Here is a 24,617-nt window from a genome sequence, read left to right on the forward strand (position 1 = left end):
ATAGTACTACAATACATATTTTAGCACATAAAAAGACAAAAAACACTGTTTTCTATCTCCACCTTATCAGCTTTTTTTCAAGATACACTATAAAAATATACATCAAGGCAGATAGTATTGAGAGGATCAAGACACTTGTCATTACTAAATCCAACTTAAAAATTTGACCGCCGTAGACAATCAAATATCCCAAACCTGCCTTAGAAACTAAGAATTCTCCTGTAATTACTCCCACCCAGGAAAGTCCGATATTTATTTTTATGGCGGAAATAATCGTTGGAACACTGGCAGGAAGAATACATTTTGTAAGTATTTGCATTTTTGTGGCACCAAAAGTTTTTAAAAGTTTTATTTTTTCTTCGTCAACTTCCTTAAAACCCGTTTGTAAGCTTATTATAGTGACTATCAGTGAAATAGCGAGAGCCATTGTAATTATTGGAGCTTCTCCATTTCCCATCCAAACTATAAATATAGGACCCAATGCAATTTTAGGGAGGCTATTGAGTACTACTAAATAAGGTTCTGCAACTTTTGACAAAAAGTCTGACCACCACAAAAGTATAGCGATTATCATGCCAATTATTGTGCCAAGAGTAAAACCTATTATCGTTTCACTCAAAGTAACCCATATGTGCATAAAAAAATAACCATTCTGGCTTAAAGTCATCATAGTTTTTAACATTCTTGAAGGCTGACTGACCAAAAAAGGGTCTACAATTTTGTATCTTGCTACAATTTCCCATGCTGCAAAAAAGAGGACTAATATTGTAAATTGAGTGATTCGCACCAATATGTTTTTTCTCTTTACCTTTTTTAAAAATTCCCTGTGCTCTTTTGAAATATAAGGGGTTGCTGCTTCATACATGGACATCCAACTCCTTCCAAATAGAATTAAAATATTCTCTAAACTCAGGGGCTTTTCTGCACCCTATTGGAGAGCGGTCTTCACAGGTTAAAATAATGTCATAAATCTTTTTAACATGGGCAGGCCTATTTGATAGAACTATAATTCTGTCACACATAGAAATTGCCTCTGAGATATCGTGGGTTACTATGACCGCAGTTTTTTGCTCGTATTTAAGAATTTTATACACTTCATCGGATATAGCAAGTCTTGTTTGGTAGTCTAAAGCAGAAAAAGCTTCATCTAATAAAAGTATATCAGGTTTTAAAGCCAATGTTCTTATGAGAGCGGCTCTTTGCCGCATTCCTCCTGACAATTGATTGGGATAATAGTTTTTAAACTCTCTAAGGCCATATTTTATAAGCAAACCTTCTGCGTATTTTTTGGATTCTTCTGTTAGGCTTTTTTGTATTTCAAGTCCAAGTAGCACATTTTGCCATATATTTCGCCATTCAAAGAGGTGGTCTTTTTGAAGCATATAGCCTATTTTTCCATTTACCTCTATACTTCCGTAAGAAGGCTTTAAAAGGCCGGAAATAATCGAAAGAAGAGTAGATTTACCACAACCAGAAGGGCCTATAATCCCTACAAATTCTCCTTCGTACACATCAAAAGAAATATTTTTTAAAGCTTCCGTTTCATCCTCTAAGGTGTGATAATTAAAGGATACGTCTTTGAGGCTGACCATTATTTTATTCATAAAAGACACTCCCTTCTATGCGAAGTTAATAAAATGGGAGTTGTGCTCAATATGGGACGGACATATTGAGCACAATTTAAAACTTTACTTTTTGATCATTTTTTCAGCTTTTTCAGCGAAAGTATTGTTGATTAGAAGGTGAGAGCCCACCTTTTCTTTTATTACACCTGCATCTAAAAGTATATTTTGTAGGAAATCAAAGTCCTCAGCTTTCATTTTTAGAGTGGTGCCCCAGGTGTTTTGACTTTTGTACCTATCAATTGCTGTCGCCATAAGGTCTACATCAGCATCTGGGAAGAAAGGCTTAATTGCTTCCGCTACTTCTTTAGAGGAGTGAGAGTCTACCCATAGCATCCCTTTATATACTGCATTCACAAAACGCTGTATTATATCAGGATGTTTTTCAATATAGCTTTTTCTTGCATTAAAAGTGGTATAAGGAACTTCATGACTGGAGGCGCCAACTGATGCAACGATGTATCCTCCCTTTTCCTTTTCGACTAAAGAAGCCGTAGGCTCGAATAATGCCACATAATCTGCATCAGAGGACATAAAGGCACCGGCTGTGGCTGTAAATTGAAGATTGGTGATAAGGGTCAAATCTGTCTTTGGGTTTATGCCGTGTTCTTTTAAAATGTATTCCAGTGTCATTTGAGGCATCCCACCGGGTCTCCCGCCTATTACCTTTTTACCTCTTAAATTTTCCCATTTAAAGTCCGGTTCAGGCTTTTTTCCCAAGAGAAAAGATCCATCTTTTCTTGTCAATTGACCAAAATTTACAAGATAATCATCTCTTCCTTCTTTAAGTACGTATACAGTCGTTTCGGGCCCTTGAAGCCCTATGTCTGCTGTGCCAGACAAAACAGCTGTTGCAGCTTTGTCTGACCCTTGAGCAGTTGTAATGACAAGCTCTAGCCCCTGTTCTTTGAAAAAGCCTTGGCTTACAGCTACGTAATAGGGAGCGTAAAAGATAGAATGAACTGTCTCTATGAAATTGATTTTTGTAAGTTTTTGACTTTTATTTGTACATCCTGCAAATAAAGAAACTGTTAAGGCTAATACTAAAAGGAATACAATTAAGTACTTAAGCCTCATATCCATCCTCCTTTTTCTATTTTCACTTTATTATATTCTTGCAGTTAAAATGTGTGATTGACACAAATTGTGCCTTTTTGCGATTTTAAATTTGTAAATGATATTTGATAAAAAGAAGGAAAAGTGAAATTTTTGTCGAATATGTATATACTGTGGTCTTAATGGATTAAAATGCTACAAGAGAAGGGGATTGAAGATGGCACAAAAAGTAGCTGCAAAAAAAGGAAAGACAATAAAAAAACAAGCCAAAAATGTGTCTAGAAGTTTAATAGGCATAAATACAGTATTTTACATACTCCTTTTAATTCTTGTATTTTATCCACCTTTTTTTAGAGGCATGTACTTTGAAAAAGAAATGTTCCCTACGATTGCATTGACTTCTGCAGTATTTATTATATGGGCTATCTTTAAAATTGTGAAAAAAGAACCTATAGTGAGTACTACCCTAGATTATGCTGCTTTATCTCTTGTAGGGGCATACATAATCTCTACTTTTTTTGCGGTAAATATAAGAGCGAGCATAGGTGAAGTTTTGAGATATTTTGACTATTTGTTCATATATTTTATGGCTAGTAGAACCGTAAGAGATAACAAAAAAATTTTTATGTTGTTAAACGTGCTAGTTTTAAGCTCTTTTGTTGTGGCAATTGTGGGACTTGGGTCTTCAGTTAATCTCATTCATTACAACGGTTCATGGGTAGGAGGCAGGATAAACTCTACTTTTCAATACCCCAATACAACAGCTTCATTTTTGATGGCTTTTTTCCTTGTCAATCTAGCTTTAATTTCTTACACTGATAATAAATATTTAAAGGCAATATACGGAGTGACCGCTTATACACAGTTTTATGCTTATGTATTTACCTTGTCTCGCGGTGCATGGCTTATGCTTCCCTTCCTTGGCATTATCCTCATGCTTTTGATGCCAAGGGGCAAAAGAATAGAACCTTTTATATATTTTGTGGGAGTTGTGATTGCTTCAGCACTTCCTATAGTAAAGTTTAATTCGGCAGTTGCCAGCGGTGTAGCTTCTACCTTAATCAAATGGTATTTGATTGGGGTTTTTGCTTCACTAATTGTTACATACGCAATAAGCTTTATTGTAAGTATTGTCAATAAAATAAATGTAAGAGCAGGAATAGCTATTGCTGCAGTAACTGGAGTTTTTGTGTTAGCGGCAGGGTATATAGTTTTTACGACACAAGTCCCTTTGACTTTAAAACATGATGCAGAGGAGCCTGACAGTATAAAAAGTGTGACAAGGTTTGTAAGTGCAGAACCTGATAGAATATATGTGTTAAAATACGAAGTTACAGCTAAAAATCCCTCAAATAAGGATTGGGCTTACGGTATAATAATAAACAGTAGAAATGAAAATGACCAATCTACTAAAATTGCAGAATTTTACGACAAAGACAATTTCGTAGGAGAAAAAACAATAGAATTTACTACTTTAAAAGACACAAAAAGGCTTGCCATAACATTTGTGAATAACTTCCAAAATACGTCAGTAACTTTTACAAAAGCACAAATATATCCTAAAAATGCTCCTCATGAAATACAAAACATAATGTTAAAATATAAATACTTGCCAGAGGATATTGCATCCCGTGTACAAGATATAGACTTTACCAGCCGCAGTAGTTCACAAAGGATGCAATTTTACAAAGACGGGTTTAAAATTTTCAAAGATTATCCTATATTTGGAGCAGGTGGCGGCGCATGGTCATCACTATATTTTAAATACCAATCTTACCTGTATTGGACTACACAAACCCATAACTATTTCATGCAGGTGCTTTTAGATACCGGTATTATTGGAGCTATTGCTATAGTATTTTTGTTAGTGTCACTTTTCAGGAGCATGTACAGAGTATATAAAGGATATTTAGAGGACAAAGGCGGAATTTTAATTGCTGCTGTTATAGTAAGCGTAGTAAGTCTTTATGCTCATGCTGCAATGGATTTTGACCTGTCGCTTTCTGCGGTATCTATTGCACTTTGGGCATTAATTGGTGTAATAAATTCTTTGGATATACTAAAATTTAAAATAAAAGACAAGAAGATTTACTTAAACTATTTAGCAATACTAGTAGCCTTCGTTGTAATGTTTATGTCTGGTTCTATGTCAGTAGCGTTAAGTTATGCTGTAAAAGGGGATAACTTTTTGAGACAACAAAATTTTGTTTTGGCAGAACAAAATTACGAAAAAGCAGTATCCTATGACCCATGGAATGCAAAATACAGAATGACATACGGGCAAATTTTAACTGCCCTTGGTGACCAGTTAAAGGATGCCGTAAAGCTTCAAAAAGCGATGTTTGAGGAAGAAAAAGCCGTGCAGTTAGAGCCTTTCAATTCTCAACTTAATGCACAATTAGGGGCTTTCTACCTTGCACATGGACAAATTGACCTTGGCCTTAAATACGTATTAAAAGCGGTAGAAGTACAACCATTGAGGCCAGAAAATTATCAGCAATTAGCTGATGCTTATAACAAGGTTGGTATGTATTATTTAAACAATGGAGATAAAGAAAAGGCAAAGGAATTTTTGCAAAAAGCGGTTGATGTGCAAAAAATGTTTGACAAAGCAAACTCCAAATCCTTAGAGCCCAAACCTATGACTGAAACGACCAAAAAGATAATAGAAGAATCCAAAAAGGTACTTCAAGAGATACAATAAAGGTGTATCTCTCTTTTTTTATCTTGATTACTCATAATAGAAATGGTATGATAAAGTCAGCAAAGGTTTTTATATGTTTTCATCAGTTCTTACTTTGTCATCTCACGACTCCCCAGTAAATTGGACATCGAGATACACTATAAAGTGTGTCTTTTTTTGTAAAGTATGGTATAATTAATTAACTGATAAAATATTACTTCTTTATTATTTTGAACCATTACTTTTATTTTATCTTTCTAAGTAGTAAAGTACCACGAAAAATCTCAGTTAAAAAGCGCAAAAAGGGAAAATAAGGAAAATTAGGAGTGGTAAGAATGAAGAAAATACCCTATGGGATGTCAAATTTCAGAGCGATGAGAGAAGAAGGATATCTTTACGTAGACAAGACGATGTATATAGAGAAGATAGAGAATCTAAACAGCAAATACCTGTTTTTCATAAGGCCGAGAAGATTTGGGAAAAGTCTCTTTCTTTCCACATTAGAGAACTACTATGACGTAAACAGTGAAAAAGACTTTGAGAAACTATTTGGCAACTTATATATAGGGAAGAGGCCAACAAAACTAAGAAACAGTTATATGATACTCAAACTGAATTTTTCAGGCCTAAACACCGACAACAAAGACCAACTAAAAGAGTCCTTTTTGCTAAGTGTGAAAAATTCAATAAATGCCTTATTAAACAGGTACGAAGGTATATTAGAAAATACGGAAGGAATAAGGAAGAAAATTGACCAAATAACTGATATAAACGCAGTTATAATGACGATAATAAATGAAGTAAAAAAAGTAGGTAAAAAGATTTATCTAATAATAGACGAATATGACCATTTTGCCAATGACATAATAGCGATGGGGGACAGTGAATTTTATAGAGAGATAGTAAGGGTATCAGGTTTTGTAAGGGACTTTTATGAGACATTAAAGATAGGGACAGAGACTGTAATAGACAGGATATTCATAACGGGTATATCCCCGATAATGTTGGATGACTTAACAAGTGGATTTAACATAGCATTAAATGTCACAATGGATTTAAGCTTAAATGAAATGTTGGGATTTACAGAAGAAGAAGTGGTGAAGATATTAGAAGAAGTAGGGATAGAGGAAAAAGAAAGAGAAAAATCACTAGAAGAATTAAAAGAATTATACGATGGGTATTTATTTAGTGCAGAAGCGGAGAAGAGGATATACAATCCCGACATGGTATTGTATTATCTTGACAGCATAGTAAGATACAAAAAACCGCCTAGAAATTTAATAGACGACAATGTAAAGACAGACTATGGTAGGCTAAACAGACTTACAATGAATGAAGAGAACAGGGCATTATTAGAGAGGATCATAAAAGAAGAAGGAATAGTAGCGGAGATAGTGACAAAATTTTCATTTGACAGGATGTATGATGAAGAATACTTTGTATCGTTATTATTCTATATGGGGTTACTAACGATAGGAATGCAAGAAAAAACGAGATTATTTTTAAAAATACCCAATTACGTGATCAAGACAATAATGTGGGAATATATAGAAACGAATTTAAAGAAAGAATACAAAATAAATCTTGACCTAAATGAATTAAGGAAGACCATAGAAGAGATGGCGTATGAAGGGAGAATAAAACCGTATATAGAGTATATAAGCCAGAATGTGCTAAAGGTGCTTTCGAACAGGGATATAATAAACTTTGACGAGAAATATATCAAAGTGATATTAATTACGTATCTTGTAAACAGTAAAGCCTATAGGCCGATAAGTGAGAGAGAAACAGAGGGCGGGTACATAGACATATACTTAGAGAGAGACATAAGGATACCGGATATAAAATACGAGTGGTTGATAGAACTAAAGTATGTAAAGAAAAATGAAAAAGACAAAGTAGACAAGATAAAAGAAGAAGGGATAAAGCAGCTCAAGAAGTATAGAGAAAGCAGAGGGCTTAAAGAGAGAGAAGACGTAAAGCAAGCGCTAATCATATTCATAGGCAAAGACGAGTACCAAGTAATTGAATAAACAGACGATGCCTTATTCCACCTAAAAACGGGGGTAGTCCGTCGGCACCCCACATCGCCGGAGGCGCTTCTTAACTAGAGGGGGTATTATTGTGCATATCGAAAAAATGAAAGAGCTTTTTCGCCAATGGTTACAGGAAAAAAACTTCCTAGTCTTAAAAGAAGAAATGTCGAGAATTCCGGTACAGGACGTAGCGGAAATTTTGAACCATCTGGATGCTAAAAACAGCCTGCTGGCTTTCAGACTGCTGCCTAAGGATAGGGCTGCAGAAGTATTTTCATATCTGTCGGATAAAATAAGAGTAGCCTTTTCGCGGATGATCGAAGAAGACGAATTGAAAAGCCTGGTAGAAGATCTCTTTTTCGATGACAAGATAGATTTTCTGGAAGAAATGCCTGCCAATGTAGTAAAAAAAATACTCCAGCGGACGCCGGAAAGCGAACGAAGGCTTATTAACCAGTTTTTAAATTATCCCGAAGATTCCGCTGGCAGCATCATGACCATTGAATTTGTAGACCTGAAAGCCGATATGACGGCGTCTCAAGCGCTTACTCATATTCGCTATACTGCTCCTAAAAAGGAGACCATTTATACCTGTTACGTCATAGACCAGGAAAGACATCTTTTAGGTGTCGTTTCCTTGAAAGACCTGGTGATGGCAGACCCTGGCACCAGGATCGAAGACCTGATGGACAAACAGGTTATAGCTGTAAAAACCTACGATGACCAGGAATTCGTGTCATCACTGTTTAAAAAATACGACCTATTAAGCATGCCTGTAGTAGACCAGGAAAACCGTCTGGTTGGCATTATAACCATAGACGACGTGATGGACGTTCTGGAAGCGGAAAACACCGAAGATATTCAACGAATGGGTGGAATAAGTCCTACTGAAGAATCTTATATAAGTCAAAGCCCCTTTACCATGGCCAAAAACAGGCTGTTTTGGCTTATGGCCTTGATGATTTCGGCCACATTCACCGGCCGGATCATACAAAAGTTTGAAGACTTTCTCCATGATGTGGTAATCCTGGCCGCCTTTATACCTATGCTAATGGATACAGGAGGAAATGCAGGTTCCCAGTCATCGACAATGGTAATTCGAGGCCTGGCGCTGGACGAAATTAAAACACGGGATGTTTTTAGAGTAGTTGCAAAAGAGTTTATGGTGAGCATTATTGTTGGCCTTTCTCTTGCTGGCTTGAACTTCTTACGGCTTGTTGTTATTGAGCAGGTGAGCACTACCATCGCTCTGGTGGTCAGTCTTACACTGGTGGTAACAGTGATTATGGCCAAGATAGTCGGCGGCTTATTGCCGCTTTTAGCAAAAATGGCTAAAATTGACCCCGCCATTATGGCCAGTCCCCTCATAACCACCATCGTGGACGCCATGGCTTTAGTGGTATATTTTTATATTGCCGGATTGTTCATTAAAATATAAAGATACGGGCAGGTGTCGAGAGCACGAGGCTTGCCAATTCATTGGCGATGTAGTTCACTTTAAACAATAAGGAAAATTAGGAGTGGTAAGAATGAAGAAAATACCCTATGGGATGTCCAATTTCAGAGCGATGAGAGAAGAAGGATATCTTTACGTAGACAAGACGATGTATATAGAGAAGATAGAGAACTTAAACAGCAAATACCTGTTTTTCATAAGACCGAGGAGGTTTGGAAAGAGTCTCTTTCTTTCCACATTAGAGAACTACTATGACGTAAACAGTGAAAAAGACTTTGAGAAACTATTTGGCGACTTATATATAGGGAAGAAGCCAACAAAGCTAAAGAACAGTTATATGATACTCAAGCTGAATTTTTCAGGTCTAAACACCGACAACAAAGACCAACTAAAAGAGTCCTTTTTGCTAAGTGTGAAAAATTCAATAAATGCCTTATTAAACAGGTACGAAGGTATATTAGAAAATACGGAAGGAATAAGGAAGAAAATTGACCAAATAACTGATATAAACGCGGTTATAATGACGATAATAAATGAAGTAAAAAAAGTAGGTAAAAAGATTTATCTAATAATAGACGAATATGACCATTTTGCCAATGACATAATAGCGATGGGGGACAGTGAATTTTACAAGGAGACAGTGATGGCATCAGGTTTTGTAAGGGACTTTTATGAGACATTGAAGATAGGGACAGAGACTGTAATAGACAGGATATTCATAACGGGTATATCCCCGATAATGTTGGATGACTTAACAAGTGGATTTAACATAGCATTAAATGTCACAATGGATTTAAGCTTAAATGAGATGCTGGGATTTACAGAAGAAGAAGTGGTGAAGATATTAGAAGAAGTAGGGATAGAGGAAAAAGAAAGAGAAAAATCACTAGAAGAATTAAGAGAATTATACGATGGGTATTTATTTAGTGCAGAAGCGGAGAAGAGGATATACAATCCCGACATGGTATTGTATTATCTTGACAGCATAGTAAGATACAAAAAACCGCCTAGAAATTTAATAGACGACAATGTAAAGACAGACTATGGTAGATTAAACAGACTTACAATGAATGAGGGGAACAGGGCATTATTAGAGAGGATCATAAAAGAAGAAGGAATAGTAGCGGAAATAGTAACAAAATTTTCATTTGACAGGATGTATGATGAAGAATATTTTATATCGTTGTTATTCTATATGGGATTGCTTACAATAAAAGATAGTGTATATAATGTAACAAAGCTTGTCATACCAAACTACATAATAAAAACAATATTTTGGGAATATTTTGAAAGAAAGCTAAAAGAAGAGAATAACATAAAATACGAGATAGAAGAAATAGCGAAAGCCACATGGAAGATGGCATTTCAAGGAGAGATTAAACCTTTTGTAGAATTCATAAGTACGAACATATTAAGGAGATTATCAAATAGAGATATGGTAAAATTTGATGAAAAATACATAAAAGTGATACTGTTTTCTTACTTAACCATAAGCAATGTTTACAGACCGATAAGTGAGAGAGAGACAGAGGGAGGATATATAGATATATACTTAGAGAGAGACATAAGGATACCGGATATAAAATACGAGTGGTTGATAGAGCTAAAGTATGTAAAGAAGAGTGAAAAAGACAAGGTAGACAAGATAAAAGAAGAAGGAATAAAGCAGCTTAAGAAGTATAGAGAAAGCAGAGGGCTTAAAGAGAGAGAAGACGTAAAGCAAGCGCTACTTATATTCATAGGAAAAGATGAATACCAAGTAATTGAAGTGTAGAGCAAAACGTATGTTCTACAGTGATGTATGGCTGAACCTTGAGAAGTCAGCAGAGGTCATAGTACTTATCTAGACATGAAGAGGTCATACCCAAAAACTTTTTTCTCAAATAAAAAAGCATAGCAAAAATATTGCTATACTTTAACACTGGCTTGAAGATTTCAAACGCCAGTTTATTTTTTATAGAAAGATGCTGAATTAATAATGTAGTTTAAAAAATTTCATATAAAATATAAAGTATACTTCATATTTTTTGTATAAAAACATAAAGTATATGTTATAATATTATATTAGAGGTGAGAAAAATGTCTATTACAAGCTCAGAAAATATATTAAGGATTTTGTACTCGTATAACCCATGGTGGAGAGAAGGATATTTACCTCAGGATTTGTCAAAACCCGTAAAGAGAGTAGTCTATCATCAGGCATTTGAGTTACTAATGCATCCAACTATCAGAAGATATGTTATACTTTCAGGTGCACGTCGTGTAGGTAAAACTACAATTTTATATCAAATGATAGAGACTCTTTTAAAAAATCAAGTGCACCCAAAAAAGATATTATATGTATCTTTTGATCATCCTTTATTTAAATTAAGTTCTTTTGACCAAATTATTAACCTTTATGAAACCACCATAAATGAAGAAAAAGAGGCTTATATATTTTTAGATGAAATTCAATATGCAAGTGATTGGGACAGATGGTTAAAAGTATATTATGACACCAAACCAAACTGGAGAATTATTGCTACAGGTTCAGCTTCTCCTGCACTTATTGAAGGTACAAAAGAAAGTGGTGTTGGCCGCTGGACTGTGATTTCTGTACCTACTCTTTCTTTTTATGAATTTTGCGAAATACTTGGTGTTCCAGAAAGACCAAGCAATCTGCCAAATTTAAACTTAAATGAAATTTCAAATTTAAATGACTCTCAATTAAATGAGCTTATGTTTTTACTTATGCCATTGCAAAAGTACTTTAATAAGTATTTAACAATAGGAGGATTCCCTGAATTTGTGTTTTCAGAAGACCAATTTTTAGTGCAAAGAATGTTAAGAGAAGATGTGGTTGATAAAGTTATTAAAAGCGATATACCTTCCTTGTTTAATGTAAGAAATTTAGCAATGTTAGAGAAGGTTTTTTTGTACTTATGCTTTAATTCTGCAAATGTTATAAGTATTTCAACAATAAGTAAAGAAATTGGAGATGTTTCAACAGTAACAGTAGAAAACTATATTCATCTTCTTGAAAATGCAAATTTGATTTATAAAAGTTTACCTATAGAATTAGGCGGGAAAAAAGTTCTAAAAGCAAAACCAAAAATTTACGTTTCTGATCCTGCCCTAAGAAATGCAGTTTTAATGATAGACAATATACTCTTAGACAGTAAAGAACTTGGAATAACGGTTGAAACAGCAGTTTTTAAACATATCTATAATTTTTACCTGCAAACAAATGCTAGGATAGGTTATTTTAGAAAAGCTAGTGATAATCAAAAAGAGATTGACGTAGTGGTTGAATTACCACATAGCAAATTCTTAATCGAAGTGAAATTCAGAGAAGATACGACACTTTTTCATAGCTTTAAAAAAAATATTCCACACCTGGTGGAATATTCAGACTGTTGACAAAATATCGTGAACCCGTTATGATGAGAAGGGTTCCTTGTTATTTTAGTGGTATAAAGCAAAAGAGGAGAGGAGAAGGAAGATGTTAACAAAGAAACAGGATGCAAGACATCAAATAGAATTTGTAAGCATAGATCAATTAGTACCAAAAGACCACCTTTTAAGAAAGATAGAAAGAGTAATAGAATTTAGTTTCATATATGATTTAGTAAAGGACAAATATTCCGAAGATCACGGCAGACCAAGTATAGATCCAGTAGTATTGATAAAAATACTGAGCCAGCGTCTTTAGACGCTGGCTTTCACTTTGTTCAAGCTACCATGCATTTGTCACTTTTGTCCGCACCTCAAGAGACAAACGTGCTACGAGCTATCTCTTAAATGGTTCTCTAAAAAAATATTGATTCAGCAATATTAGTAACAAAAAGACCAGAAGATTATGGGAAATTTAATATTTCGACAAAGGTACCAATAATAAAAATTCCTGCTTATGTATTTTTGTATTTGTTTGGAAGACGCTAACTTATTTTTCTTTAGTTTCCTCAGAAAAGAAGGAAAATGTTGTTTTATGTCGAATATTATCAAATAATCGATAATTTTTTGACATATTAGAGGCAGGCTTATAAGATTTGATGCTTCCTCAAGCAATAAAGGAAAATATTAAAAGAAAATATGTAGTTGTAAAGATAGATAATAAATTGATAAGGTAAGCATGTTATAGGAGGTACAGAATATAAAATGATTAATGTAGGAATTGTCGGCGGCGGTAAAGGTGGCACAGCCATCCTAAAAGTAATACATGGGTTACCGGAAGTTTCTATTGTTGGAATTGCTGATATAGATGAAAATGCGCCTGGAATAAAATTAGCAAAAGAAAAAGGGATAAAAACCTTTCACGATTGCGTGGATTTATTAAAAATACCAGAACTAGATTTGGTTATCGAGGTAACAGGTAATCCTAAAGTACAAGAAATACTGTATACACAAAAACGCCAAGAAACAGTAATAATTGATGCCAATGCTGCTAGGCTGATGATGATTATTGTTGAAGCTAAAGAAGATATTGCAAAAAAGCTTTATATACAAGCGCAGGAATTAGCTGGTACAGCTGAAGAACTAAGTGATACTATTAAAGAAATAAAAAATGCAGCTAAAGAAGTCGCTGATGGTGCTGAAGAACTTGCCGCGAGAGGCTCAAACTTAAACGATTCTGCCACAAGTGCCAGAGATTATGCTAAAAACATAGGCGATGTTCTTGCATTCATCAAAAGAGTGGCTAGCCAGACCAAGCTTTTAGGCTTGAATGCGGCTATTGAAGCAGCACGTGCAGGTGAACAAGGAAGGGGCTTTGCTGTTGTTGCTGATGAAGTTCGTAAATTAGCGGAAGACAGTGCACAAGCTGTGGAACAAATTAGCAATATTTTGCAAAATATTGAGCAATCGGTTGAAAAAATTGTCGAAGAAATTAGTAAAACTGCTCAGGTTACCGAAGTTCAAGCAGGTGCAACACAACAGATTGTAACTGAAATTGTACAATTGGAATATGCTGTCGAAAATTTACGGAAAGTAGCGCAGCAATTAGTAAACTTAAGCTGATGGCTATTTAACCACAAAAATTATAAAAATTTCCTTAAAAAAGAAGGAAAATATTATTTTATGTCGAATATATACTAATTGGATTGGTTTATCCATTTTTTTTGACATGATCCGATAGAACTTATGAGGCTGTTTCGGCGCCCATAAGTTCTATGGGTGGTAATATAGATACAGAAGCGGAGGCGGTGCTTTTTAAGCACTTGCGCCCGTAAGGTGTGTTTTTATCTTTTTTATTTCCTACAGTAGTTAAGAATGATTATGATATAATATAGGTGTGAGACATGATGGAAACTGATAAAAATAAAAAGAATTTAAATGCCCCTCATGATAAAGGCTATAAATACCTACTTTCTCATAAAAAAGTATTTATTGAGCTTTTAAGAAGTTTTGTCAAAAAAGATTGGGTAAATGAAATAGACGAATCTAAAGTAATACGAATAAACAAATCCTTCATATTGCAAGATTTTAAAAATAAAGAGGCTGATTTGGTTTATCAAGTAAAATTGAAGGATAAAGAAGTTTTCTTTTATATATTGTTGGAATTACAATCAAAAGTTGATTTTCAAATGCCATATAGATTGTTATTGTATATAATTGAAGTGTGGAGAGAAATTCTTAAAGATACATCATTAAACCAGCAAAAAAGGAAGGACTATAAATTACCAGCAATTATTCCTATTGTGTTGTATAATGGTGTTAATAGATGGACTGCTTCTTTGAGCTTTAAAGAAACGATAGATTCATATCAATTATTTGGAGAAAATATAATAGACTTTAAATATATTCTCATTGATGTGAATAGATATAGTGAAGAAGAACTTTTACAATTATCTAATCTTATAGGTAGTGTCTTTTTGCTAGACAGAAGGATAGACAGAGAAGAGTTAATAGAAAGATTAAAAAAATTAACAGATGTACTCAAAAATTTGTCTGAAGAAGAATTTATATTATTGAGAAACTGGTTTATGTCTATTATATCCAGATTTCTACCCGAAGGCAAAAGAAAAGAGGTAAAGAAAATATTCGAAAAGAGTGAGGGGGTGGAAAAAATGATTTCCAATTTAGAACGTAGTTTAAAAGAGGAATTTAAAAAAACTAGAAAAGAAGGAAAAATAGAAGGAAAAATAGAAGGAAAAATAGAAGGAAAAATAGAAGGAAAAAGAGAAGGAATACGAATGGTGCTACTTGAACAATTGAAAGAAAAGTTTGAAGACATACCTTTTGAATATATAAATGGACTTGAAAAGTTAGATGACAAAGCATTACTTGCTTTAGCAAGAGATATTTTGAAAATTGAAAAATTAGATGACTTAAGGAAGTATATAAATTAGTTTTACGAGGCATGGCCTTTTATTTTTTGGCGTAATAATGGACTAATTGTACGAAATCATAATTTAGTATAATTTAGTATAATTGTTTGAGGAATAGGAGGTAGAAATTTGAATTTTAGTAATAAAGTTATTTTAATTATCGGAGGTACAGGAACGATTGGACAAGCACTTGTAAGAAAATTACTAAACTATAATCCCAAGGTAATAAGGGTATATAGTCGGGATGAATACAAACAATTTGTCATGCAACAAGAGCTTGCAGAATATAGAAATTTGAGGTTTTTGCTTGGTGATGTAAGAGATAAAGAAAGATTAAATAGAGCCATGAAAGGAGTAGACATTGTATTTGATTTAGCTGCAATAAAGCATGTACCAGCAGCAGAATATAATCCCTTTGAAGCAGTAAAGACAAATGTATTAGGGACACAAAATGTTATAGAATGCGCGATAGAAAATAAAGTAGAAAAAGTAATATACACAAGTTCAGACAAAGCTGTATCACCAACCAATACGATGGGAGCAACAAAATTACTTGCAGAAAGACTTATTGCATCAGCCGATTATTATAAAGGCGGTGATAAACCAATATTTGCTGGAGTTAGATTTGGCAACGTAATAGGGTCAAGAGGTTCAGTGATACCATTATGGGTAAAACAAATCAAAGAAAAAAGAGAAATTACGTTGACACATCCAGAAATGACGAGATTTATGATGACCATTGACGAAGCAGTTGACCTTGTATTAAAAGCATGCGAAATAGCAACAGGAGGAGAAATATTTATCTTAAAAATGCCTGCAGTAAAATTAGGAGACTTAGCTGACGTAGTTATTGACATAACATGTAAAAAATATAATATAGACAAATCTAAAATAATCAAAAAAATTATAGGATTAAGACCAGGAGAAAAAATGTACGAAGAACTAATGAATTGCAAAGAACTAAAAGAATCGATCGAATACGAAAAAATGTTTGCCGTATTCCCTTCTCACAAACTAGATCTTCTTGAATCATATGATAGGAAACCCAATAGAAGCACATATTCATCAAACGATGAAAAACCCCTATCAAAAGACGAAATTTATGAACTTATTAAAGATATTATTTAAACTTGGGAGGAGAATCATGAAAATATTAGTAACAGGTGGAGCAGGATTTATAGGTAGATGGGTGGTAAAAAAACTACTAGAGGATGGCCATGAAGTGTGGATACTAGACAACCTTTCAAATGGTAGGAGAGAAAACATCGACGAATTTTCATGTAATCCATTATTAAAAGACTTTATAATAGGTGATATAAAAGACAATGAATTATTAACAGACATATTTAAAAATAAATTTGACATATGCTATCACTTAGCAGCAAGCATAAACGTTCAAGACAGCATCGATGATCCGAAAACAACCTTTTATAATGATACTGTAGGGACATTTAATGTTTTAGAACAAGCAAGAAAGCATAACACAAAAATAACATTTATGAGCACATGTATGGTATATGACAGAGCAACTGATGAAAGTGGCATAACAGAAGACCATCCTACGAAACCGGCATCTCCTTATGCAGGTTCGAAAATAGCAGCTGAGAACATGGTATTATCATACTGGTATACATATAAATTACCTGTAGTAGTCGTAAGACCATTCAATACATACGGACCGTTCCAAAAGACAAATGGAGAAGGTGGAGTAGTAGCAATATTTATAAAAAACGCCTTAGAAGGAAAAACTCTTAACATTTACGGAGATGGAACCCAGACAAGAGATTTGCTATATGTAGAAGATTGTGCAAGATTTGTAGTAGAGGCAGGCTATTCAGACAAAACAAATGGAGAGATAATAAATGCAGGTTCTGGCAGAGACATATCAATCAATGACTTAGCATTGCTAATAGCAAAAGATGAAAAACTAATAAAACATGTCCCACATATACACCCACAAAGCGAAATACAAAAACTATTGTGCAATTACAGTAAAGCAGAAAGACTATTAGGTTGGAAACCGCAATACACTCTTGAAGAAGGGATTAAAAAGACAAGAGAATGGATAGAAACCACGATTTAACAATTTCAAATAAAGGGGTATGTAAATTGGAAGAATTAGCAATAAACGGAGGGGAACCCGTTAGGAATACATATCTACCCTATGGTAGACAATGGATTGACGACGAAGACATAAAAGAAGTTATAAACACATTAAAAAGCGATTACTTAACGACAGGACCAAAGATAAAAGAATTTGAAGAAAAAGTAGCAGCATATACAAAGACACAATACGCAGTTGCAATAGTAAACGGAACAGCAGCATTACATGCAGCATGTTTTGCCGCAGGTATAGGACCTGGAGATGAAGTAATAACGACACCGATAACCTTTGCAGCATCAGCAAATTGCATATTATACTGTGGAGCAAAGCCAGTTTTTGCAGATATAGATCCAAGAACATACAATATTGATCCAGAGGACATAAAAAGAAAAATAACACCAAAAACAAAGGCCATAATACCTGTACATTACACAGGTCAACCAGTAGACATCGACGAAATAAACAAAATCGCCAAACAAAACAATCTAATCGTTATAGCAGACGGAGCCCATGCTTTAGGAGCTGAATACAAAGGCAGTATAGTAGGTCCACAGACAGACATGATGACATTAAGCTTTCATCCTGTAAAACATATAACCACAGGAGAAGGAGGCATGATATTAACAAATAACAAAGACTATTATGAAAAACTAAAGCTTTTTAGGGCACATGGAATAACGAGAGATGAAAACTTACTAACAAAAAATGAAGGACCATGGTACTATGAACAACAATATTTAGGATATAACTATAGAATAACTGACATACAAGCTGCACTTGGCATAAGCCAAATGAACAAATTAGATAACTTTCTCAAAATAAGAAGAAAATATGCACAAATGTATAATAACGCATTTAAAGATATAGAAGAATTGATAATTCCATATCAATTACCTTATACCAACTCAAGCTGGCATATATATGTACTTCAATTAAGATTAGAAAAACTAAAAGTTGGTAGAAGAGAAATATATGAAGCACTCTTAAAAGAAAACATTGGTGTAAATGTACATTATATTCCAGTATATTACCATCCATATTATAAGAAATTAGGTTATAAAAAAGGACTATGTCCAAATGCTGAACATTTATATGAAAGAATAATAACATTGCCTTTATTTCCCAAGATGACTGAAGAAGATGTTCACGATGTTATAACTGCAGTAAAAAAAGTGATAAATTACTACAAGAAATAGGTGAGAGTATGAAAAAAATTGCAATAATACAAACACGAATGGGGTCAACAAGATTGCCAGGAAAAGTAATGAAAATAATAATGGGCAAGCCAGTAATAGAACATGTAGTAAATCGAGTAAAAGCTGCAAAAGAGATAGATGACATAATAATAGCGACAACCACAAAAAAAGAAGATGATATTATTGTAGAAGAAGCTAAAAAATTAAATGTTAAAAATTTTAGGGGCAGTGAAGATGACGTACTCTCCCGCTATTATTATGCAGCAAAAGAAAACAATGCAGATATAGTTATAAGGATAACTTCAGACTGCCCCCTTGTAGATCCCAAAATTATTGATAAAATAATAAAAACGTTTATTGAAATATCAAAAAAAGAAAAAATAGATTATTTAAGCAATACAATTGAAAGAACATATCCAAGGGGATTAGATGTAGAAGTATTCACCTTTGAAACCTTAGAAAAAGCATTTAAAGAAGCGGACAAACCTTATCAAAGAGAACATGTAACACCATATATCTATGAGAATCCGGGAATGTTTAAAATAAAGCAATTCAAAAACGATGTCGATTATTCTAATTACAGGTGGACCTTAGATACAGTAGAGGACTTTGAATTTATTAAAATAATATACAAAAACTTATATAAGGAGAAGGAACTATTTTATATGGAAGATATATTAAAATTTCAAGAAGAACATCCTGAAATATCAAAAATAAATGAAAAAGTAAAGCAAAAAGAACTTGCATAGATGCTTTGAAACGGTGGTGTAATAAATTGGACGATATCGAATTTAAAGACATTTTAGAAGCTGATGAAAACTTAAAAGAAAAAATAAGACAGTGGAGAAACAAAGAAGATATAAGAAAGTTTATGATAAATCAAGAAATAATTAGCGAAGATGAACACAAAAAGTGGCTAGAAAAATTGAAAAAGGATGACAGAATTAAATTTTGGATTGTGTATTTTAAAGAACTACCGATAGGGATAGTAAATTTACAAAACATAGACTACAAAAATTTAACCTCTGAGTGGGGATTTTATATAGGAGAAGAATCTTATAGAGGAATAGGCTTAAGTAAAAAAATACTGTATAAATTATTACAAATATTTTTTGACGAAATGAAATTTAACACACTGTACACAAAAGTGTTATCTTGTAATGAAATTGCAATAAATTTATACAGAAAATTCAAATTTAGAGAAAATGGTGAAACTATTGAAGAAAACAAACCTATAAAACTTATGATTTTTACACAGGAAGATTGGAGTAGATGGAAGGAGGTGCTAAAGAATGAATGCCTCACTTCAAATAAATAACAAAAAAATAGGTAATGGTCATTCTGTTTTTATAATTGCAGAATTATCTGCTAATCATAACCATAACTTTGATAATGCAGTAAAACTTATCAAAGAAGCAAAAAAAGCGGGAGCTGACGCTGTAAAATTGCAAACATATACGCCAGACACTATTACAATAAACTGCAGTAATGAATACTTTCAAATAAAACAAGGGACCATTTGGGACGGAAAGACTCTTTATGACCTATATAAAGAAGCATATACTCCATGGGAATGGCAACCCAAACTTAAAGAAATTGCAGAGAATGAAGGGTTAATATTTTTTTCAACACCCTTTGACAAAACAGCGGTAGACTTTTTAGAAGATATGGATGTACCCGCATATAAAGTTGCGTCATTTGAAATTACTGACATACCACTTATAGAATACATAGCTTCAAAAGGAAAACCAATAATAATTTCTACAGGAATTGCCACACTCAGTGATATAGAAGAAGCCATTAATGCTTGCAGAAGAATGAACAATAATCAAATAGCACTATTAAAATGTACAAGTGCATATCCTTCTCCTTTAGAAGAAGTGAACTTAAAAACAATTCCAAATATGATTGAGACGTTTAAAACAATTGTAGGATTGTCTGATCATACCTTAGGTATTTCCGTACCAGTAGCAGCAGTAGCTCTTGGAGCAAAAATAATAGAAAAGCATTTTACACTTAGTAGAAGTATGGGTGGACTGGATGCTGCATTTTCCTTAGAACCAGAGGAATTTAAACAAATGGTTAGATCTATAAGAGAAGTTGAAAAAGCATTAGGAGATGTTTCATACGAATTGTCGGAAAAGACAAAGAAAAGTAGAGAATTTTCAAGGTCTCTTTTTGTTGTTAAAGATATTAAAAAGGGAGACGTTTTTACAGAAGAAAATGTACGTTCAATAAGGCCGGGTTTCGGATTACATCCAAAGTATTACAAAGATGTATTGGGTAAAAAAGCGACAAAAGACATAAAAAAAGGGACGCCATTGAATTGGAATTTAATAGGATGGTGAATCATGTTAAAAGTTGCAATTAGGGTTGACGGTGGGCCCAAGATAGGGATGGGACACATAACAAGATGTTTAGCTTTGGCAGAGGAACTTGCAAATAACGATTGTAACATTACATTTATAACCCGAAATGATATATCTTCGATAACAAAAATAAAAGAATATGGTTTTGATGTGAATGTAATTGAAATTTTTACAATTGATGAAGAAATAAATTATATAACAAGGATTATAAACCAATTTGATATATTAATAACGGATTCATATGAGATTGACTATAATTATTTATATACAATAAAGAAAACAGGAGTATTTTTAGTATCAATAGATGATTTAAATGAACATGATTTTCCATGTGACATTGTCATAAATGGTAATATTTACGCTGAGGATTTAAACTATAAAGATGTAACAGGAAAAACTCGCTTTTTGCTAGGTCCTAAATATGTATTAATGCGAAAAGAATTTAGAGATTTACCTAAAAAACAAATTAAAAATAAAGTAGAAAACATATTAATTACAATGGGTGGTAGTGACCCTAAAGGAGTAACTATAAAAGTATTAAAAGCGTTAATGAGTGATAGAAATTTAAGGAGCTTAAATATTGATGTAGTTATTGGACCTTCATTTAATAAAGAGCTAGTAACTGAAATTAATGAATTTGCGAAAAATAATAAAAATATTTCAACTTCCTATAATGTAAACGCAACTATTATGAGAGAGTTAATGATAAAAACTGACATTGCTATTTCCGCTGGAGGCAGTACTTTATATGAATTAGCTGCTGCAGGAGTACCTACTATTGCAGTAATAGTTGCTGATAATCAAATAAAGAATGTAAACAAATGGGTTTCGCAACATGCTATCGTAAAAGTCACTCAAATAAGTGATGTTAAAAATAATATAGAAAAGCTCATATTTGATAATAATACTCGCCAAATGATGTCAAATATAAGCAGTAGTTTAGTTGATGGATTAGGTACGATAAGATGTACGAAAGAAATTATTTATAATAGAAGTAAGCTAAGCTAAGATGAAAGTAGCAATATAATACGTGAGGGATGAAAAATGAAAATAGCTTTTATAGGTAATTTTAATAAAACGATCTTTTTTTGGAAAATATCTGAACATTTGCGTTATAGAGGACATGAAATTTTCTGGATAACAACTTCATCTAAATGGATGAGATGGCTCCTTGACAAGGGAGTATTGCAAGATCAAATATTACATCTTAAAATAAGTGAGGCAGACTCAAAGAAAGATTCCATTTGTTTAGATTTAGTTAGTGACATTGAAAAAATTTCTGGTTTAAAAGTTAAAGATGCAATACTTATGGATCGGGTTGTAAGTAAATGGGATCGTGAAAAATCGGTACAATATGCTTTGTATGTAATAACAATGGTTAAAAATTGGATAGAAAAAAACAATATAAATGTTATATTTGGTGAAACTACTTGGTTGCACGAAATATTGACATCTAGCATAGCTTCTTATATGAATATATATTACTTAAAACCAGCCACGATAAGATTACCAAGCCAACGATTTGCTTTTTTTAAAGGTTATCTCGAAAAGGAGATATATATAATTTATCACCCAGAAATATATTTGCAGTTGTTTGAAGATGCAAAAAAAATAGCTAATGAAACGAGGCAAGAGTTAATTAAAAATCACATAAAACCATTTTATTGGTATAATAATTCACATATTTCCAAGCCAAATTTATACTATTTTTTAAAAATACTAAGAAAAACTTATGATGCTTTAGTATATGCTAAAGAAGATGCGACAATAAAGTCAGTAAAGTATCAGTTAAAATATGAACAGTCTCATCTAAAATTTTTGCGGTATTATGCGGAGAAATTGGGGAGATTATTTGAAAAGCCTAAAGCAAATGAACAATTTATATTATATACTCTTCATAAACAACCAGAAGCGTCAGTTGATGTATTAGGGTCTAGAGTTGCAAATCAACTGGAGTTAATAAGATCTATAGTTAAGGAATTACCTATTAATATTAAACTTTATGTTAAAGAACATCCAAATGCTTTAGGTGAAAGAAAACTTTCATATCTTTTTCGTATTAAAAGATTACCTGGTGTTCGATTAATTGATCCTTGGGTGCCTGTACATGAACTTATTGATAAATCTATTGGAGTACTTACTATTTCCGGAACAGTTGCTTTAGAAGCAGCCATGTTGAATAAAAAAGCTGGTATTTTTACAGATATGTTCTTTGATGATTTATCTAATGTTTACCGATTAGATTCCACAAAAGATTTGCAATGGTTTCTTGAAAAGAAAAATTTACCTTGGAATTATGAAGATGAAGAAAAAATGGCTAGAATTATTATGAATAGTTTTCCAGGTATTATTTCTGATCCAATTAGTATGCCATCGGTACTTGATAACGAAAATATTATAAATGTTGTAAATGGATTTGAAATGGTTCTTAATGACATAAAAAGGAGAAAACAAAAGTGATAGTTTCAAAAAAAGTATATAAAATTTCAGGTATTGTAAAACCAGATAGAATCTTGACTTATGGAATTGTTTTTTACACGCTGATATATTTTTTATCTATTCCTATATTAAAAGCATATTATGCTATATCAGCTAAATCACTTCTATTTCTACTAAGCACGTCTATGTTTTTTTTGATAGGTATATATTCACGTCGATATTTAGTAAAGATTAAACCTAATACAACGTTTAATGTGAACCCTATGAAATTATACTGGTTAGGTTTAGTAGGTGCCTTTTTTGGATTTACTTTAAGATTTTATGACCGTTTTATGATAAGGGGAGCTGAGATTAGTTTTAGTTTTATAGAAAATAGACATATATTAGATAATACGGGTCCATCAGTTTACGGTGCATTAGGATCAATTCTTTATGGTTTTGCTTACATTCCACTTTTCATTGTACTATATGCACAATATAGTGGGTATGAATTAAAAAAATTTTATATTATACTAGCTTATGTGATATTTACTTTTCCTATTATAGATAATATAATTGTAGGCTCAAGATTACAGGTTGTCATTGCTATTTTTATATATCTTATGTATATTATAATTTATGGTAAAGGAAAAATAAAAAAGATGTTTATTACATTTTTGTCAATAATATTTATTTTATTAATAAGTATTATTATTTTTTCTATAAGAAGTGATCAGTTAGGTTTTAACCTACAATATTCTATAATGAATTCAGTTTATGCCCAATTTGTTAAACCTCGTGTTGAAGTGATGTCTGCAGTTAAATCATTGCCTAATTATTTACAATTATTATCATACGGAATGATTCATTTATTGCAATATTTTGTACACGGCATTTATGAGTTTTCTTACTTGATTGATCATAATGATGGAACAGTAATCACTTTTGGAACTATGATGTTTGAACCTGTATTTAAGTTATTAAAAATCTTTGGATTCTATTCAAATGAATACAACAATATGTTTATTTTAAGGAGTGGAGTTTATACTACATTTTGGGGGCCACTGTACATTGATTTTGGTTGGTATTCAATATTAATAATGTTTATTATGGGTTTTTTATCCGAGCATTTTTATTTGTTAGTTTCTAAATATAACATATATTATTACACGCCACTATATGTATATATGAGTATTATCATATTTTTTATGCCTGTGGTAAATCTTCTTAGTGTTGGTCTTGGTGTTTATATAATAACTTCATATATAATTATAGTTGTAATAGGTTCATTGTTAAGTATTAATTTGCGTTCACAAAAATAATATTGAAACAAAAAACAATTGGCTAATTGTATAATTAAATGCAAACAGAT

At 32.8% G+C, this 24,617-nt stretch carries 19 protein-coding genes and 1 pseudogene; 17 read left to right on the forward strand and 3 right to left on the reverse strand.

Annotated elements, in window-relative coordinates; all coding sequences use genetic code 11:
- Positions 1 to 52: 52 nt before the first annotated feature.
- The 3 genes from TMATH_RS03525 to TMATH_RS03535 all read right to left on the reverse strand — a co-directional run bounded on the left by TMATH_RS03525 (position 53) and on the right by TMATH_RS03535 (position 2,699).
- Entirely contained in the window at positions 53 to 865 is an 813-nt protein-coding gene (locus TMATH_RS03525; RefSeq protein WP_013150003.1) for an ABC transporter permease, read from the reverse strand.
- Entirely contained in the window at positions 858 to 1,604 is a 747-nt protein-coding gene (locus TMATH_RS03530) for an ABC transporter ATP-binding protein (protein WP_013150004.1), read from the reverse strand. Before TMATH_RS03530 ends, TMATH_RS03525 begins: the two co-directional genes overlap by 8 nt.
- Positions 1,605 to 1,688: 84 nt before the next feature.
- A complete protein-coding gene (locus TMATH_RS03535) occupies positions 1,689 to 2,699 on the reverse strand; it encodes an ABC transporter substrate-binding protein (RefSeq protein WP_013150005.1) in 1,011 nt (336 codons plus the stop codon).
- A 196-nt stretch (positions 2,700 to 2,895) separates the two neighbouring features.
- Between TMATH_RS03535 and TMATH_RS03540 the strand changes: the two genes are divergently transcribed.
- From TMATH_RS03540 to TMATH_RS03620, 17 genes and pseudogenes are all read left to right on the forward strand, one after another.
- Entirely contained in the window at positions 2,896 to 5,382 is a 2,487-nt protein-coding gene (locus tag TMATH_RS03540) for an O-antigen ligase family protein (protein WP_013150006.1), read from the forward strand.
- A gap of 314 nt (positions 5,383 to 5,696) precedes the next feature.
- The gene (locus TMATH_RS03545; protein ID WP_013150007.1) at positions 5,697 to 7,394 is read left to right on the forward strand and encodes an ATP-binding protein; all 1,698 of its coding nucleotides are present in this window, start codon (positions 5,697 to 5,699) and stop codon (positions 7,392 to 7,394) included.
- Positions 7,395 to 7,485: 91 nt separating this feature from the next.
- Positions 7,486 to 8,835, forward strand: a complete 1,350-nt coding sequence (mgtE, locus tag TMATH_RS03550; RefSeq protein WP_013150008.1) for a magnesium transporter — start codon at positions 7,486 to 7,488, stop codon at positions 8,833 to 8,835.
- 91 nt (positions 8,836 to 8,926) lie between these two features.
- Positions 8,927 to 10,627, forward strand: a complete 1,701-nt coding sequence (locus TMATH_RS03555; RefSeq protein WP_013150009.1) for an ATP-binding protein — start codon at positions 8,927 to 8,929, stop codon at positions 10,625 to 10,627.
- A 305-nt stretch (positions 10,628 to 10,932) separates the two neighbouring features.
- Positions 10,933 to 12,252: an ATP-binding protein gene (locus tag TMATH_RS03560; protein ID WP_013150010.1), complete on the forward strand. Its 1,320-nt coding sequence runs from the start codon at positions 10,933 to 10,935 to the stop codon at positions 12,250 to 12,252.
- A gap of 82 nt (positions 12,253 to 12,334) precedes the next feature.
- Positions 12,335 to 12,529, forward strand: a pseudogene (locus tag TMATH_RS03565) (transposase); the annotation flags it as partial.
- Positions 12,530 to 12,990: 461 nt separating this feature from the next.
- Positions 12,991 to 13,848, forward strand: coding sequence for a methyl-accepting chemotaxis protein (locus tag TMATH_RS12335; protein ID WP_013150011.1), 858 nt, complete (start codon positions 12,991 to 12,993; stop codon positions 13,846 to 13,848).
- 281 nt (positions 13,849 to 14,129) lie between these two features.
- Positions 14,130 to 15,179, forward strand: coding sequence for an Rpn family recombination-promoting nuclease/putative transposase (locus TMATH_RS03575; protein WP_013150012.1), 1,050 nt, complete (start codon positions 14,130 to 14,132; stop codon positions 15,177 to 15,179).
- Positions 15,180 to 15,287: 108 nt separating this feature from the next.
- Complete coding sequence (locus tag TMATH_RS03580; protein ID WP_004397360.1) at positions 15,288 to 16,286, forward strand: UDP-N-acetylglucosamine 4,6-dehydratase family protein; 999 nt, start codon at positions 15,288 to 15,290, stop codon at positions 16,284 to 16,286.
- A gap of 16 nt (positions 16,287 to 16,302) precedes the next feature.
- Entirely contained in the window at positions 16,303 to 17,241 is a 939-nt protein-coding gene (locus tag TMATH_RS03585) for a dTDP-glucose 4,6-dehydratase (protein WP_004397358.1), read from the forward strand.
- 26 nt (positions 17,242 to 17,267) lie between these two features.
- The gene (pseC, locus tag TMATH_RS03590; RefSeq protein ID WP_232192614.1) at positions 17,268 to 18,458 is read left to right on the forward strand and encodes a UDP-4-amino-4,6-dideoxy-N-acetyl-beta-L-altrosamine transaminase; all 1,191 of its coding nucleotides are present in this window, start codon (positions 17,268 to 17,270) and stop codon (positions 18,456 to 18,458) included.
- Positions 18,459 to 18,466: 8 nt separating this feature from the next.
- Positions 18,467 to 19,207, forward strand: coding sequence for a cytidylyltransferase domain-containing protein (locus TMATH_RS03595; RefSeq protein WP_004397356.1), 741 nt, complete (start codon positions 18,467 to 18,469; stop codon positions 19,205 to 19,207).
- 26 nt (positions 19,208 to 19,233) lie between these two features.
- Positions 19,234 to 19,776, forward strand: coding sequence for a UDP-4-amino-4,6-dideoxy-N-acetyl-beta-L-altrosamine N-acetyltransferase (pseH, locus tag TMATH_RS03600; protein ID WP_013150013.1), 543 nt, complete (start codon positions 19,234 to 19,236; stop codon positions 19,774 to 19,776).
- Complete coding sequence (gene pseI, locus TMATH_RS03605; protein ID WP_004397352.1) at positions 19,751 to 20,806, forward strand: pseudaminic acid synthase; 1,056 nt, start codon at positions 19,751 to 19,753, stop codon at positions 20,804 to 20,806. Before pseH ends, pseI begins: the two co-directional genes overlap by 26 nt.
- A 3-nt stretch (positions 20,807 to 20,809) precedes the next feature.
- On the forward strand, positions 20,810 to 21,835 hold the full coding sequence (pseG, locus tag TMATH_RS03610) for a UDP-2,4-diacetamido-2,4,6-trideoxy-beta-L-altropyranose hydrolase (protein ID WP_013150014.1): 1,026 nt from the start codon (positions 20,810 to 20,812) through the stop codon (positions 21,833 to 21,835).
- A gap of 36 nt (positions 21,836 to 21,871) precedes the next feature.
- Positions 21,872 to 23,287: a capsular polysaccharide export protein, LipB/KpsS family gene (locus TMATH_RS03615; protein WP_004397348.1), complete on the forward strand. Its 1,416-nt coding sequence runs from the start codon at positions 21,872 to 21,874 to the stop codon at positions 23,285 to 23,287.
- Positions 23,284 to 24,567 (forward strand): O-antigen polymerase, encoded by a 1,284-nt coding sequence (locus TMATH_RS03620; protein ID WP_004397347.1) that lies wholly within the window; start codon positions 23,284 to 23,286, stop codon positions 24,565 to 24,567. Before TMATH_RS03615 ends, TMATH_RS03620 begins: the two co-directional genes overlap by 4 nt.
- Positions 24,568 to 24,617: the final 50 nt, after the last annotated feature.

It is taken from the genome of Thermoanaerobacter mathranii subsp. mathranii str. A3, from assembly GCF_000092965.1.
GTDB lineage: Bacteria > Bacillota > Thermoanaerobacteria > Thermoanaerobacterales > Thermoanaerobacteraceae > Thermoanaerobacter > Thermoanaerobacter thermocopriae.